This window comes from Pseudomonas sp. LW8 (assembly GCF_041956865.1).
Lineage (GTDB): Bacteria > Pseudomonadota > Gammaproteobacteria > Pseudomonadales > Pseudomonadaceae > Aquipseudomonas > Aquipseudomonas siliginis.
This window is the reverse complement of the sequence record NZ_CP168138.1, coordinates 3,401,843-3,416,445: the sequence shown is the minus strand read 5'-3', so window position 1 is coordinate 3,416,445 and position 14,603 is coordinate 3,401,843. Positions and strand designations below refer to the sequence as shown.

Below are 14,603 nucleotides of genomic sequence, written 5' to 3'. Positions count from 1 at the left end.
TTCATCAAATCGCTTAGGTTTACCGGGGTTTTCCGGCGGATATGGCTCGAGAGTGTTAAGAAAAGCCCGAAAAATAAAGGCTGCAGGGCAGGGTGTTCGCTATTGACTTCACTTTGCCTTTCGGATTGACTGGCTGCGCAACACGGTGGTGAACATAATAATTAACAGCTAAATAGGTGCATCATGTCGGTCCCTCTGCGTACCGTTCAACTCAACGAAGCCAACGCATTCCTTAAGAAATATCCTGAGGTTTTGTACGTCGACCTTCTGATTGCGGATATGAACGGTGTGGTGCGCGGCAAGCGCATCGAACGCACCAGTCTTCATAAGGTGTACGAAAAAGGCATCAACCTGCCGGCGTCGCTCTTTGCGCTGGACATCAACGGCTCGACGGTGGAAAGCACCGGTCTGGGCCTGGATATCGGCGATGCCGATCGCATCTGCTACCCGATCCCCGGCACCCTGAGCATCGAGCCGTGGCAAAAACGCCCGACCGCTCAACTGCTGATGACCATGCACGAGATCGAAGGTCAGCCGTTCTTCGCCGACCCGCGTGAAGTACTGGCCAACGTTGTGCGCAAATTCGACGACCTCGGCCTGACCATCTGCGCGGCGTTCGAACTCGAGTTCTACCTGATCGACCAGGACAACGTGAATGGCCGTCCGCAATCGCCACGTTCACCGGTATCCGGTAAGCGTCCGGTGTCGACCCAGGTTTACCTGATCGACGATCTCGACGAATACGTCGATTGCCTGCAAGACATCCTTGAAGGCGCGAAAGAGCAGGGCATCCCGGCGGATGCCATCGTCAAGGAAAGCGCCCCGGCGCAGTTCGAAGTCAACCTGCATCACGTCTCCGACCCGATCAAGGCCTGTGATTACGCGGTCCTGCTCAAGCGTCTGGTGAAGAACATCGCCTACGACCACGAGATGGACACGACTTTCATGGCCAAGCCTTATCCGGGCCAGGCCGGCAATGGTTTGCACGTGCACATTTCGATTCTGGACAAAGAAGGCAACAACATCTTCGCCAGCGAGGATCCCGAGCAGAACGCCGCACTGCGTCACGCGATCGGCGGTGTGCTCGAGACCCTGCCGGCGCAAATGGCGTTCCTCTGCCCGAACGTCAACTCGTACCGCCGCTTCGGCGCGCAATTCTATGTGCCGAACTCGCCGAGCTGGGGCATCGACAACCGCACCGTGGCCGTGCGCGTGCCGACCGGTTCAGCGGACGCCGTGCGCATCGAGCACCGCGTCGCCGGTGCCGATGCCAACCCGTACCTGCTGATGGCGTCGGTGCTGGCCGGTATCCACCACGGGCTTACCAACCAGATCGAGCCCGGCGCGCCGGTCGAAGGCAACAGCTACGAGCAGAACGAGCAGAGTCTGCCGAACAACCTGCGCGACGCCTTGCGCGAGCTCGACGACAGCGAAGTCATGGCGCGCTACATCGACCCGATGTACATCGACGTGTTCGTTGCGTGCAAGGAAAGCGAGCTGGCCGAGTTCGAGAACTCGATTTCTGACCTTGAGTACAACTGGTATCTGCATACGGTGTGATCACAGACACCACCGATCCAATGTGGGAGCGAGCCTGCTCGCGAATGCGGTATGTCAGCCAGAATATTGTTGCCTGACACGACGCTTTCGCGAGCAGGCTCGCTCCCACAGGGGATCGGGTTATCAATTTGGATGAGTGGGTGATCACCCGCCGTCGCCCAATCCGCCCTTGTCGAGCTCAAAACAATGACCACAACCCGCAACGACTGGGAACAACGCTTCCAGTCTCTGTCCATCGAATCCCGCGCCTTCATTAACGGTGAATATCGCCCGGCAATCAGTGGCGACACCTTCGAATGCCTGAGCCCGGTCGACGGCCGCTTTCTTGCTGCCGTCGCCAGCACCGATGAAGCCGACGCCAACCTGGCCGTCGAAGTCGCGCGCCAGTCCTTCAACTCCGGCATCTGGGCGAAAAAAGCCCCGGCCGAGCGCAAGCGCGTGCTGATCCGCTTCGCCGATCTGATCCTGCAGCACCAGGAAGAACTGGCACTGCTGGAAACCCTCGACATGGGCAAACCGATCAGCGATTCGATGAGCATCGACATCCCGGCGACCGCCAACGCGATCCGCTGGAGCGCCGAGGCCATCGACAAGATTTACGACGAAGTCGCCGCCACCCCGCACGACCAACTTGGCCTCGTCACCCGTGAGCCCTCGGGTGTGGTCGCGGCGATCGTGCCGTGGAATTTCCCGCTGATCATGGCCAGCTGGAAGTTCGCCCCGGCGCTGGCGGCGGGTAACTCGTTCATCCTCAAACCTTCGGAAAAATCACCGCTGACCGCCATCCGCATCGCGCAACTGGCGCTGGAGGCGGGCATTCCAAAGGGCGTGTTCAACGTGCTGCCGGGCTACGGCCACACCGTCGGCAAGGCACTGGCGTTGCACCTGGACGTCGACGTGCTGGCCTTCACCGGCTCCACGGCGATCGCCAAGCAACTGATGATCTACGCGGGCCAAAGCAACATGAAACGCGTCTGGCTTGAGGCCGGCGGCAAAAGCCCGAACGTGGTGTTCGCCGACGCACCGGATCTGCGCGCAGCTGCTCAAGCGGCGGCCAGTGCCATCGCCTTCAACCAGGGCGAAGTCTGCACTGCCGGCTCGCGTCTGCTAGTCGAGCGCTCGATTCGCGAACAGTTCATTCCGTTGCTGGTAGAGGCGCTGCAAGCCTGGAAACCGGGGCACGCACTGGATCCGGCGACCACCGTCGGCGCCGTGGTCGACCAGCGTCAGCTCGATAACGTGCTGCGCTACATCAGCATCGGCCGCGAGCAGGGCGCCGAGTTGATAGCCGGCGGTCAACGCACCCTCGAAGAAACCGGTGGCCTCTACGTGCAGCCAGCGATTTTCGACGGCGTGACCAATGCGATGACCATCGCTCAGGAAGAAATCTTCGGCCCGGTGCTGTCGCTGATCACCTTCGACACTGCCGAAGAAGCCCTGCAGATCGCCAACGACAGCATCTTCGGCCTCGCCGCCGGGGTGTGGACCAGCAACCTGAGCAAGGCACACACCTTCGCCCGCGGCCTGCGCGCCGGTAGCGTCTGGGTCAACCAGTACGACGGTGGCGACATGACTGCGCCATTCGGTGGCTTCAAGCAATCGGGCAACGGCCGCGACAAATCGCTGCACGCGTTCGACAAGTACACCGAACTGAAAGCGACCTGGATCAAGCTCTGACTCTTATACAGCGGCGGCCGCCCCTGGTTGGCGGCCTTCGGAGAAACCTATGAAACAGCAACACGTAAACAGCTACTACGCCGCCACTCGCAACGAAGTCATCGACTTCCCGATTCTCGAAGAAGCGCTGGACTGCGACGTCTGCATCATCGGCGCCGGCTACACAGGCCTGTCCTCGGCACTGTTCCTCAGCGAAGCCGGCTACAAAGTCACCGTGCTGGAAGCGGCGAAAGTCGGCTACGGCGCCAGCGGTCGCAATGGCGGGCAACTGGTCAATTCCTATAGCCGCGACGTCGATGTCATCGAAGAGCGTTACGGCGACAAGACTGCCGAAATCCTCGGCAGCATGATCTTTGAAGGCGCCGATATCATCCGTTCCCGCATCAAGGATTACGACATCAAGTGCGACTATCGCCCGGGCGGCATCTTCGCGGCGATGAACAAGAAACAACTCAATGGCCTGGCAGAGCAGAAGCGCAACTGGGAACGCTACGGCAACCGCAATCTGAAGATGCTCGATGCAGCGGATATTCGTCGCGAAGTCGGCTCCGACGCCTACGTTGGCGGCTTGCTGGACATGCAGGGTGGCCACGTTCATCCATTGAATCTGGCGCTAGGGGAGGCCTCCGCCATCGTGCGTTTGGGCGGCAAAATCTACGAGCAATCGGCGGCGGTGGAAATCACCTACGGCGAGCCGATCAGCGTGCGCACCGCCAAAGGTCTGGTCCGCGCCAAATATTTGCTGATCGCCGGCAACGCTTATCTGCCGCAAGGCCTCGACAATCGCGTCACCGCGAAAAGCATGCCGTGTGGTTCGCAGATCGTCGTCACCGAACCGCTGACCGAGCAGCAGGCGCGCAGCCTGATCACCAACAACTATTGCGTCGAAGACTGCAACTACCTGCTGGATTACTACCGCCTCACCGCTGACAACCGCCTGCTTTACGGTGGTGGTGTGGTGTATGGCGCGCGGGAGCCGGACGATATCGAGCAACTGATCCGGCCGAAGATTCTCAAGACCTTCCCGCAGCTCAAGGACGTGAAGATCGACTACCGCTGGACCGGCAACTTCCTGCTGACCATGTCGCGCATGCCGCAATTCGGCCGTATCGAAAAGAACGCCTACTACATGCAGGGCTACAGCGGCCACGGCGTCACCTGCTCGCACCTGGCCGGCAAACTGATCTCGGAAATGATCCGCGGCGACGCCGAACGCTTCAACGCCTTTGCCTCCTTGCCGCACATGCCGATGCTCGGCGGTCGCACCTTCTCCGCACCGCTCACCGCTCTGGGTGCCGTCTACTACTCCCTGCGCGACCGCTTCGGCGTCTGACTTACCTCCCGGCGGCGGTCCGAAAGACCTCGCCGGTTTTTCACTTATGCAAAACCACTGATGTCCACTGTGGGAGCGAGCCTGCTCGCGAAGAGGCCATATCAGGCGACATCGATTCGCCAGACACTACGCTTTCGCGAGCAGGCTCGCTCCCACAGTGGCTGTATTGCCAAGGCCAACAGGACTTTTGCCGCACCATCCATCGAACCTGCTGAGCAACACCGGCAAACGTGATTTAATAGCCGCCTTTCACGGTTCCGGGACACGGGAGCAACGTGATCCGCGCGACCTGCGCGTCACCCGCCACCCACCCCCATCGCCCCTTTTACATAAGGCAGTCATGGATACGGGTTCTCGACTCAAACTAGTACGCGAAAGCTACAAACTCTCCCAGCGCGAGCTCGCCCGGCGTAGCGGCGTGACCAACGCGACCATCTCGCTGATCGAACAGAACCGCGTCAGCCCCTCCGTCAGCTCGCTGAAAAAGCTGCTCGAAGGCATACCGATGTCCCTGGCCGACTTCTTCACCTTCGACCAGCCCCCGCGCGAACACCAATACGTGTTCCGCGCCAACGAACAACCCGACCTCGGCCGCCACGGCCTGCGTCTGCTGCTCATCGGCGCCTCCGTCCCTAGCCGGCAGATGCGCCTGCTCCGCGAACAATATGCCCCCGGCGCCAGCTCCGGCGAAGAGCCGATCGTGCATGCCGAAGGCGAAGAGTGCGGGCTGGTCACGCGCGGCACGGTAGAACTGACCGTGGACGGGCAGGTGAGTGTGTTGAGTGCGGGGGATGGGTATTACTTTCCGACGACGCTGCCGCATAAATTCCGGAATATCGGCGCGGATGAGGCGGAGATAATCAGTGCGAATACGCCGGCGAATTTCTGATCGGATAACGCATATTGTTTGTTGACCCGGCATCTTTTAGGGGGTGTCGGGTTGTTTGTTCCTGCCATTCGTCACCCCTTCCGCATTTTCCCCGCGCACGCGCTTCCAATGCATAACTCACCCCCGCAGAGGAACCGCCGACATGCATAAATCCAGTCTCGCAGCATTCACCTTGGCCACGCTGTTATCCGCCACTTCGCTCTATGCAACAGCCGCCAGCGATACCCCGGCACCCACCGCTAACGACGGCAATAGCCAGACCAATCCGAGTGCGCCGGAAGACATTCATTCCAATGGCGCCACCGTGCCCAAAGGCACGCAGGGCAACACCACCAACAATGACGGCTCTACACCTTCGGGTTCCAAGCCCAGTGGTTCGAAGCAATCGAACGACAGCGGCACGAGCAGCGGTGCAGGTGAAGGTTGAAGCTGTTTGCAGATGCAGCAAGCCCGGCATCAAGCCGGGCTCTCTGTCAGGCAATCCTCGATAACCGAGACTATTTAGCCTTCCAGTTCCCGCCACTGTTTTCGCAATCAATCTTCGCCTGCGCCAAGTGCTCACCGTTGTAGTAATACGTGGTGACTTTGGCGTTGTCGGGCATGTTCAGCGGTTTGGCGCTTTTGTCTTTGCTGGTCGAGTGCGGGTTGGCGAGGGATTCCTGGGTGAGGCGGGCGGTGCAGGTGGCCTGGTAGTGGTCGTCGCAGCGATCGACTTTTTTCTTGGTGGCGTTGAGGGTGTCCTTGGTTTCGTTGCTGCAGGACCAGTTGATGGAGTCCACCGGCATGCCTTCGTACTCGTAGCAGCTGTGGGTTTCCACCGCCGGCACCGAGGCGCTGGAGGAGCGGGTCTGCACGTCGCAGCCTTCGGCCATGACGCAGGTGGGGATGATGGCGAACGTGGCGATCAGGAGCAGCAGTCGGGTTTTCATCGGCAATTCCTCTCCAATGGCGCCGCGTCTGATCGGTGATTTGGCGCTTGTCTGGTTTCGAGGCGGCGAGGGCGGGCAAGGTTCAATCGGCTTTGCGCTGCGCGATCTTCGCGTACACTGCGCAACAATCAGAAACATAAAGCGCAGGATTCGATTCCCATGGCCCAAACCCTCGAACGCGCTATCGCCATTGCCGCCACGGCCCACAGCGGGCAGGTGGACAAGGGCGGGGCGCCGTACATTCTGCATCCACTGAAAGTCATGTTGCGCATGCACACGCTGGAGGAGCGCATCGTCGCTGTGCTGCACGATGTGGTCGAGGATTGCGGGGTAAGTCTGGATGACTTACGCGGGGAAGGTTTCAGCGAAGAGGTGCTGGCGGCGATTGCGGCGGTGACCAAAGTGCCCGGCGAGTCCTACGAGGATTTTGTCGACCGCGCCGCGCAAAACCCGATCGGCCGGGTGGTGAAGCTGGCGGATCTGGAAGAGAACAGCGATATCTCGCGGATCGCCTCGCCGAGTTGGGAGGATCTGGAGCGGATCGAGAAATATCGGCGGGCGATTGCACGCTTGCGTATGTAAGACGTATTGGATTCTTGTGGGAGCGAGCCTGCTCGCGAAGGCGATAGATCAGTTATTTATCTGTGACTGGCAGGACGCTTTCGCGAGCAGGCTCGCTCCCACAAGTGGAATGGTGGTGTGTCAGATAAATAGCCAGGAAGGCGAACCATGAAATCCATTGTGTGCTTGTTGATTGCGGCTGGTTTTGGCGCGTTGTTGCAGTTTGAAGGCGTACCCCACGGCTTGCTGCTGGGCTCGATTGTCGTTACCGCGTTGTTTGCCAGCAAAACCGGCATCGCCCCGGCAACTCCTTATGGCTTGGGCTACATCCAGGTCACGCTGGGCATCGCCACCGGGCTGATGTTCGAAGCATGGGACAGCGAAACGGCGACGACGATGCTGCCCAGCCTTGGCGTGTTGCTGATCTGCCTGACCGTACAAATTGCACTCGCCGGATGGTGGCTGACACGCGGTGCCGGATGGAATCGCACCAATGCACTGCTGGCGGTGTATCCCGGCGCATTGGCCGCAGTGTTCGATTTGCTTGAGTCGGAAAAGGCTTCGAGCAAAGTCATCATCGTGCATCTGATGCGGCTGCTGTTGATCACCGTACTGGTGAGTTTGCTCATTCCCGGGCAAGCAGCGGTGGCTGAAGTGGCCAGCGATCCGTTGACCACAGGCATGGCGCTGACCGCGTGCTCAGTCATCGCTTTGAGCGTATTGCTCGGCCGCCTGTTGTTGCTGGTCGGCGTCCCGGCACCATTCATGCTTACCGCGATTCTCATAACCGCTGTATTTGTGAAGTCGGGATGGCTGCACGGTTTTCACATGCCGGAGTGGAGCCTGAACCTGGCCGCACTGATTCTCGGCGTGCGCATCGGCTCACGTTTTCAGGGACTCGGCATCGCAGAGCTGGCGCGGCATGGGCGCACGGCGTTGGTCTCGGTGGGTTTGATGATCGTCGTTGCAGCGGTGTTTGCCGAGGTGGCTGCGCGCTGGCTGGGCGGTGATCCGCTGTCCCTTTGGCTGGCGTACATGCCGGGCGCGATCGAGACGATTGCGATTGTCGCGTTTGGCGGCGGGCTGAATGTGGTGTTTATCCTGACGCATCATCTGAGCCGGATGGTGCTGCTGCATTTTGCCCCGGCGTTGTTGGTGCAGGTCAGGCGTGGCCCAAGGCAATCGCGAACGACACGACGATCATGCAGGCGAAGGCGAAATTGAGATTCATGGGCTGTTCATCCTGAGCTTTTGAGAGTGGGGCCATTGTGAACAGGCGCAACGCAAAGAAAAAATTCGCCGTGTTGATTCCAATGATCGAAAGCATTGATAGCCGCTGCGTTTGTATTTGCCCGAGACTTTCGCTAGTGTCGCTGAAACCTGCAACTACAAGCACAAACAGGCACAACCATGCACGATCACTCCATCGCTGAATTGCCGTCCCTGCGTCGGCAGAAAATCCTTTTGCTTCTCGAACGTGACGGCAAGGTCATGGCTTCCGAGCTGAGCCAGCATTTCGCGGTGTCCGAAGATACTATCCGCCGCGACCTTGCCGAACTGGACAACGCCGGGCTGGTGCAGCGCGTGCATGGCGGGGCGTTGCCGCGACCGAAGGACTCGGGCAAGGATTACTTCACGCGTCTGGATGAGACCGACGAGGTCAAGGTGCGCCTGGCGCAATTGGCGGCGCAGCACATCGAGGACGGGCAGATTGTGCTGTTCGATTCCGGCTCGACCACCTTGCAGGTGGCGCGCGCGCTACCCGCCAACATCCGCATCACCGCCGTGACCGCTTCCCCACTGACGGCGATTGCCTTGTCCGAATATAAAGGTGTGAAAGTGATTCTGGCGGGTGGTGAATTGAATCCGCATTCGATGTCGGCCAGTGGTCAGGAAGCGCTGCGACTGTTGGCCGGAATCAAGGCGGATCTGGCGATTACCGGGGTGTGTGCGATTCATCCCGAGGTCGGGATTACCTCGCTGCATTTCGATGAAGTGCCGATCAAACAGGCGATGCTAGACAGTGCAGCGCGGGTGATTGCAGTGACTACGGCAGACAAGCTGGGTGCGGTGGAGCCGTTTGTGGTCGCGCCGTGCACGCGCCTGCATAGGTTGATTACCGAGCGGCATCCCGGGTCGGGGAATGTCGAGGATTATCGGCGGTTGGGGATTGTGGTGGAGCAGTTGCCGGATTGAATTTTGTGTGGGGTTTGAGGGCCTCTTCGCGAGCAGGCTCGCTCCCACAGGGTGTTGTGTCGTGCACAAATCCAATGTGGGAGCGAGCCTGCTCGCGATAGGGCCAGTGAATTCAGCGCAACCGCTCAAGCATCTGGTAATACCACATCCCCGCCGCCAGCAACGGATTGCCCAGCAGGTCGCCCATTGGCACGCGGATGTGCTGGCACGCGGCGAAGGTGTCGAATTGCTCCATTTGCCCGGTGATCGCGCGGCTCATGATCTCGCCCATGATGTGCGTGGTGGCGATGCCATGTCCCGAGTAGCCCTGGCAATACCAGACGTTGTCCGAGAGCTTGCCCAGTTGCGGGATGCGGTTGATGACGATGCCCATCGCGCAGCTCCACTGGTAATCGATCGGCACGCCTTTTAGCGCCGGGAACGTGCGTTCGATACACGGGCGCAGTTCCGCAGCGATGTCGCGCGAATCCTTGCCGCTGTAGTTGGCGCCGCCGCCGAACAGCAAACGGCCGTCGGCGGTGAGCCGGTAGTAATCGAGGACGAAGCGGCAGTCGTACACGGCGAGGTCTTCGGGGTTGATCTGTTGCGCCAGATCACCGAGCGGCGCGGTGGTAACGATACCGCCCATGGCCGGGAAAATCTTGCCCTTGAGCTGGCCCGGTTCGAGCTTGTGATAGACGTCACCGGCGAGCATCACCTGATTGGCGTCGATCTGACCGTGAGCGGTGCGCACGCCAGGTGTGTCGCCGTGAATGATCTCCAGCACTTCACTGTTTTCGAAGATCTGCGCGCCCAGGCTTTCGGCTGCGCGTGCTTCGCCAATGCACAGGTTGAGCGGGTGCAGGTGCATGTTGCGGGTGTTCTTGATGGCGCCGTGGTAGAGCTCGCTTTGCAGCAGGTCGCGAACCTGGCTGCGGTCGAGCAGGCTCACTTCATCGCCCAATCCGCGACGCACGGCTTCGTCGTAATCCTTGCGCAGATCGACCATGTGGCTCGGCTTGTACGCCGCGTGCAAGTGGCCGTGTTTGAGGTCGCACTGGATCGCGTATTTGTCGACGCGCTGGCGGATGATTTCATGCCCGCGCCAGCGCAGATGCCAGATGAAATCGTCCACATCATCGCCAAGTTTCGCGCGCATCTGTTTGCGCATCGCGCCGTCGCCGGAAAGGCTGCCGGTGACTTGCCCGCCATTGCGCCCGGTGGCGCCCCAGCCGATCTTGTGGCTTTCGACGATGGCGACTTTCAGGCCTTTTTCCGCCAGCTCGACGGCAGTGGCGACGCCAGTGAAACCGCCGCCGATGATCACCACATCGACCTTGTGCCGACCTTGCAGGGTCGGGTAGTCGGTGTCCTGGTTGAGGGTGGCGGTGTAGTAGGAATTGCAGCGAATGGTCATGTCAGGGTCCACAAAAAATTCAGGTTCGAAGTGCATTCCCTGTGGGAGCGAGCCTGCTCGCGAAAGCGGTGTGTCAGTCACCCAAAATGTTGAATGTGATGACGCCTTCGCGAGCAGGCTCGCTCCCACAGGTTCGGTGTCGGATCGTTAAGCCTCGGTCAGGTACCACCGCCAATCCTGCTCACCCACTTCAGCCATGAACTGCCGATACTCGGCACGCTTTACCGCCAGATACACCCCAAGGAATTCCTGCCCCAATGCCTCCCGTGCCCACGTGGAATTTTCCAGCGCCTGCAACGACGTCAGCCAATCGGTCGGCAGTAGTTCTTTCGCTTGGGCATAACCATTGCCCTCGACCGGTGCCCCCGGATCCAGCTCTTCACGAATGCCACGATGAATGCCGGCGAGGATCGCTGCCGCTGCCAGATACGGGTTGGCGTCGGCGCCGCAGATGCGGTGTTCGATGTGTCGCGTAGGAGCCGGGCCGCCGGGAACGCGCAGGCTGACCGTGCGGTTGTCGACGCCCCAGGTCGGCGCCAGTGGCGCGTAGCTGTTGGCCTGGAAACGCCGGTAGGAGTTGGCGTTGGGGCAGAACAGCAGCAGCGAATCGAGCAGCGAGGCAAGCATGCCGCCAATCGCCGTGCGCAACAGTGGTGTGCCGGCCGGGTCTTCAGAAGCGAACAAATTACGCCCCTCGGCATCGGCCAGGCTGACGTGCATGTGCATGCCGGTGCCGGCCAGATCATCGAACGGCTTGGCCATGAACGTCGCCTGCATGCCGTGCTTGTGCGCCACGCCTTTGACCAGACGTTTGTAGCGCACCGCCTGATCCATCGCCTCCAGCGCATCGCCGTGTTCTATGGTGATTTCCACTTGCCCCGGGGCGTATTCGGAGATCGCCGTGCGCGCCGGAATGCCGTGCAGTTTGCACGCGCTGTAAAGGTCGGCGAGAAACGGCTCGATCTGTTCCAGCTCGCGCAAACCGTAGACTTGCGTGTGTCGCGGTCGCCCGCCGTCAGCGTCCCGCGCCGGTTGCGGGCGGCCGTTGTGATCGCGTTTGGCGTCGAGCAGATAGAACTCCAGCTCGCAGGCCATGATCGGGTGATAACCCTCGGCCTTGAGCCCGTCGATCACCTTGATCAGCAGGTGCCGAGGGTCAGCGATGCTCGCCGGCATGCCCTCGCTCGGGTGCATGCTGACCTGCACCGCAGCGGTTGGAATCTGTCGCCACGGCAGGCGCACCAGACTGCCTTGCAGCGGATAGGCGCGGCAGTCGATGTCGCCGACGTCCCACACCAGCCCGGAGTTCTCGACGTCCTCGCCTTGTACAGTCAGACCAAGGATGGTGCTCGGCAGCGGTCGGCCGCTTTCGTACACGGCGAGCAGTTCTTCGCGATGCAACAGCTTGCCGCGCGGCACGCCGTTGGCGTCGAGGATGAACAGTTCGATCATGTCGATATCGGGGTTCTGTTCGAGGAACAGGCGTGCGTCTTCGATGGCTGCGAATTTCATGGCAAATCACTCACGGTGGCGCCGCACAGGCGCGCAGATTCGGCCGGACACGACGCGACAAAATGGCGTAAGTGTCCCGGCAGGGATATCAGGAAAATCGGGAAATTGACTGTCGCGGTTTCAGCTCACGCGATCAGACGGGAACGGCGATATCCGGCGGGCGTGCGGAGTGACGCAGCTTGGAGCGGCGCAGGGCCATGGGCAGATTGACGATGCGGTTCATACGCGGCCCCTGTTGCAGTGGGCGCGTACAGCAGAGACGTGCAACCTTTGGGGTTGTTGTGGTGACGTACTCATAACGCGTGTTTCCGTTGGCGGAAAGCGTCGGCGGCAGGGCAGGCCCGGCGACCGGTGTGCCCGGATAGTAAGGGGGAATTCGCGCGCGTGTAAACGGAAGATTCGTCGGTGGCGCTTTCCGGCGTTTGGGCTGATTGACCGAGTTGCCTTTTTCGCGAGCAGGCTCGCTCCCACAGGAGAATGCATTTCAACTGTGGGAGCGAGCCTGCTCGCGAATGGCCGCATCTCGGTCCCGAGCGGACGCGCCGGGCCATCTCGTTGTTTGCCGCTGAGCCATTCAGCGCAGCACGTAGTCGTCCGGCTCCGGCGCGGGGGGCAATGGCGAGACGCCCAGTTCGTACAGCACATCGCGCTCCAGGGTGCGCACCAGTGCATCGGTCGGCAGATCGTTTTCATCGCGCCCGAACGGGTCTTCGAGTTCATCGGCAATCGCGTCGAAGCCGAAGAAGGTGTAGCTGACAATTGCCGTGAACAGCGGCGTCAACCAACCCAGCGATTGCGCCATGGCGAACGGCAGCAGCAGGCAGAACAGGTAGATGGTGCGGTGCAGCAGCAGGGTGTAAGGGAAGGGCAGTGGTGTGTTCTTGATCCGGTCGCACACCGCTTGGGCCTGGCTCAGACAGGTCAGGTGATTGGCCAGCAATTGATAACGCCATGGCGACAGCACACCGGCCCTTTCCAGCTCGGAACACTGGCGCCCGAGCTGATGAAGGATCTGTCCGCAGTGATCCGGCGCCGCCCCATCGATCGGTGGGCTGACCCAGTCGGTGCTGGCCTGCTCCTCGCTGTCTCCACGCAGCCGTGCATTCAACGCGTGGGCGAAACCGCACAGGTTGCGCAACAGTTGTCCACGCAGGCGGGTGTCATCGAGGCCTTGGGTTTCGCGCATCACCGCGCGCACCCGCAACAGCACCTCGCCCCAGGCCTTGCGCCCCTCGTACCAACGGTCGTAACAAGCGTTGTTGCGAAAGCTCAGGAAAATCGACAGCGACAGGCCGAGCAGGGTGAACGGCGTCGAATTGATCTGGGCGAAGTAGCTCGGCACCAGAAGTTCGATCAGCACAATCGCCGCCGCCAGCAGTGTCAGCATCAAGGTGCGCACGGCGATGCGTTTGGCGATCGAGCCTCTAAGGGTGAACAGCACGGCGAACTGATTGGGTCTCGGTCTGACGATCATCTCGCGGTCCCGGTTGCGCGGCGAATCAGCCGCCGGTCATGTTCATGAAACGCACCACTTGCACGTCGTCGTTGACTTCGAAATTGTGTCGATACGGCTTGAGTTTCATCGCCTCGATGATCGCGTTTTCCAGACGTTCCGGGTGGCCCGGATGGGCGCGCAACACCGCTTTGAGGTCCATCGAATGCTCGTTGCCCAGGCACAGCAGCAAGCGACCTTCGACGGTCAGGCGCACGCGGTTGCAGGTACCGCAGAAGTTATGGCTGTGCGGTGAAATGAAGCCCAGGCGAATGTTCGGCGCTTCGGCCACGCGCCAGTAGCGCGACGGCCCTTGCGTCGATTCGGTCGAGTCGATCAGGGTAAAACGTTCGGCGATGCGTTCGCGTACTTGCGCGCTGGAGTAGAAGGATTCGGCGCGGCTGTGTTCGGCGATCGCGCCCAGCGGCATCTCTTCGATGAAGGAAATATCCAGATCACGCTCGATGGCGAAACTGACCAGATCGTTGATCTCGTGATCGTTGCGGCCCTGCATCACCACGCAATTGAGTTTGGTGCGGGTGAAACCGGCGGCACGGGCGGCATCGATGCCGTCGATGACCTGCGCCAGATCGCCGGTACGGGTCAGCTCTTTGAAGCGCTGCGGATCGAGGCTGTCGAGGCTGATGTTGAGGCGCTTGACCCCGGCGTCGAACAGCGGCTTGGCCAGTCGGCCCAATTGCGAGCCGTTGGTGGTCAGGCACAGCTCGCGCAGGCCGGGCAGGGCGGCGATCTGTTCGCAGAGTTGCACAACGCCGGGGCGGATCAGCGGTTCGCCACCCGTGAGGCGGATCTTGCGCGTGCCGAGGGCGACGAAGCTTTGCGCCACCTGGAACAGCTCTTCGAGGGTGAGGATCTGCTGGCGCGGCAGGAACTGCATGTCCTCGGCCATGCAATAGACGCAGCGAAAATCGCAGCGGTCGGTCACCGACAAGCGCAGATAATCCACGCGGCGGTTGTGACCATCGATCAATTCACGCTGTGTCATGGGCTCGCCTCGTGGATGTGGAGCGCCGTCAGCGGGCGCAGATCGCGCAGGG

At 60.8% G+C, this 14,603-nt stretch carries 13 protein-coding genes; 8 read left to right on the top strand and 5 right to left on the bottom strand.

Translation table 11 applies throughout. The annotated features are described in order from the left end of the window. Positions 1-183: 183 nt before the first annotated feature. The 5 genes from AB9L16_RS15430 (at position 184) to AB9L16_RS15410 (ending at position 5,886) form a co-directional block, all read left to right on the top strand. Complete coding sequence (locus AB9L16_RS15430) at positions 184-1,560, top strand: glutamine synthetase family protein (protein WP_007918694.1); 1,377 nt, start codon at positions 184-186, stop codon at positions 1,558-1,560. Positions 1,561-1,746: 186 nt separating this feature from the next. Further along, positions 1,747-3,237 (top strand): aldehyde dehydrogenase, encoded by a 1,491-nt coding sequence (locus tag AB9L16_RS15425; RefSeq protein WP_375122345.1) that lies wholly within the window; start codon positions 1,747-1,749, stop codon positions 3,235-3,237. Between the two features lie 49 nt (positions 3,238-3,286). Next, positions 3,287-4,570 (top strand): FAD-binding oxidoreductase, encoded by a 1,284-nt coding sequence (locus tag AB9L16_RS15420; RefSeq protein ID WP_122700620.1) that lies wholly within the window; start codon positions 3,287-3,289, stop codon positions 4,568-4,570. Between the two features lie 340 nt (positions 4,571-4,910). Beyond that, on the top strand, positions 4,911-5,459 hold the full coding sequence (locus tag AB9L16_RS15415; RefSeq protein ID WP_011333561.1) for a cupin domain-containing protein: 549 nt from the start codon (positions 4,911-4,913) through the stop codon (positions 5,457-5,459). 142 nt (positions 5,460-5,601) lie between these two features. Continuing rightward, positions 5,602-5,886: a hypothetical protein gene (locus tag AB9L16_RS15410; protein WP_217849279.1), complete on the top strand. Its 285-nt coding sequence runs from the start codon at positions 5,602-5,604 to the stop codon at positions 5,884-5,886. A 70-nt stretch (positions 5,887-5,956) separates the two neighbouring features. Here the strand turns inward: AB9L16_RS15410 and AB9L16_RS15405 are convergent, their stop codons facing one another. Continuing rightward, positions 5,957-6,388, bottom strand: a complete 432-nt coding sequence (locus AB9L16_RS15405; RefSeq protein WP_375122344.1) for a hypothetical protein — start codon at positions 6,386-6,388, stop codon at positions 5,957-5,959. Between the two features lie 159 nt (positions 6,389-6,547). Between AB9L16_RS15405 and AB9L16_RS15400 the strand changes: the two genes are divergently transcribed. The 3 genes from AB9L16_RS15400 to AB9L16_RS15390 all read left to right on the top strand — a co-directional run bounded on the left by AB9L16_RS15400 (position 6,548) and on the right by AB9L16_RS15390 (position 9,145). Continuing rightward, on the top strand, positions 6,548-6,970 hold the full coding sequence (locus AB9L16_RS15400) for an HD domain-containing protein (protein WP_258706870.1): 423 nt from the start codon (positions 6,548-6,550) through the stop codon (positions 6,968-6,970). A gap of 147 nt (positions 6,971-7,117) precedes the next feature. Next, positions 7,118-8,173 carry an AbrB family transcriptional regulator gene (locus AB9L16_RS15395; protein ID WP_252867821.1) on the top strand — a complete coding sequence of 352 codons (1,056 nt, stop codon included), beginning with the start codon at positions 7,118-7,120 and terminating at the stop codon, positions 8,171-8,173. Between the two features lie 186 nt (positions 8,174-8,359). Then, a complete protein-coding gene (locus tag AB9L16_RS15390; protein ID WP_252867820.1) occupies positions 8,360-9,145 on the top strand; it encodes a DeoR/GlpR family DNA-binding transcription regulator in 786 nt (261 codons plus the stop codon). A gap of 112 nt (positions 9,146-9,257) precedes the next feature. Here AB9L16_RS15390 and AB9L16_RS15385 read toward each other — a convergent pair whose 3' ends face one another. The 4 genes from AB9L16_RS15385 to moaA form a co-directional block, all read right to left on the bottom strand. Further along, the gene (locus AB9L16_RS15385; protein WP_056789876.1) at positions 9,258-10,541 is read right to left on the bottom strand and encodes an FAD-binding oxidoreductase; all 1,284 of its coding nucleotides are present in this window, start codon (positions 10,539-10,541) and stop codon (positions 9,258-9,260) included. 147 nt (positions 10,542-10,688) lie between these two features. Beyond that, positions 10,689-12,053: a glutamine synthetase family protein gene (locus AB9L16_RS15380; RefSeq protein ID WP_375122343.1), complete on the bottom strand. Its 1,365-nt coding sequence runs from the start codon at positions 12,051-12,053 to the stop codon at positions 10,689-10,691. A 574-nt stretch (positions 12,054-12,627) separates the two neighbouring features. After that, a complete protein-coding gene (locus tag AB9L16_RS15375; protein ID WP_375122342.1) occupies positions 12,628-13,527 on the bottom strand; it encodes a bestrophin family protein in 900 nt (299 codons plus the stop codon). 25 nt (positions 13,528-13,552) lie between these two features. Next, positions 13,553-14,551 (bottom strand): GTP 3',8-cyclase MoaA, encoded by a 999-nt coding sequence (gene moaA, locus AB9L16_RS15370; RefSeq protein ID WP_197891928.1) that lies wholly within the window; start codon positions 14,549-14,551, stop codon positions 13,553-13,555. Between the last annotated feature and the right edge of the window lie 52 nt (positions 14,552-14,603).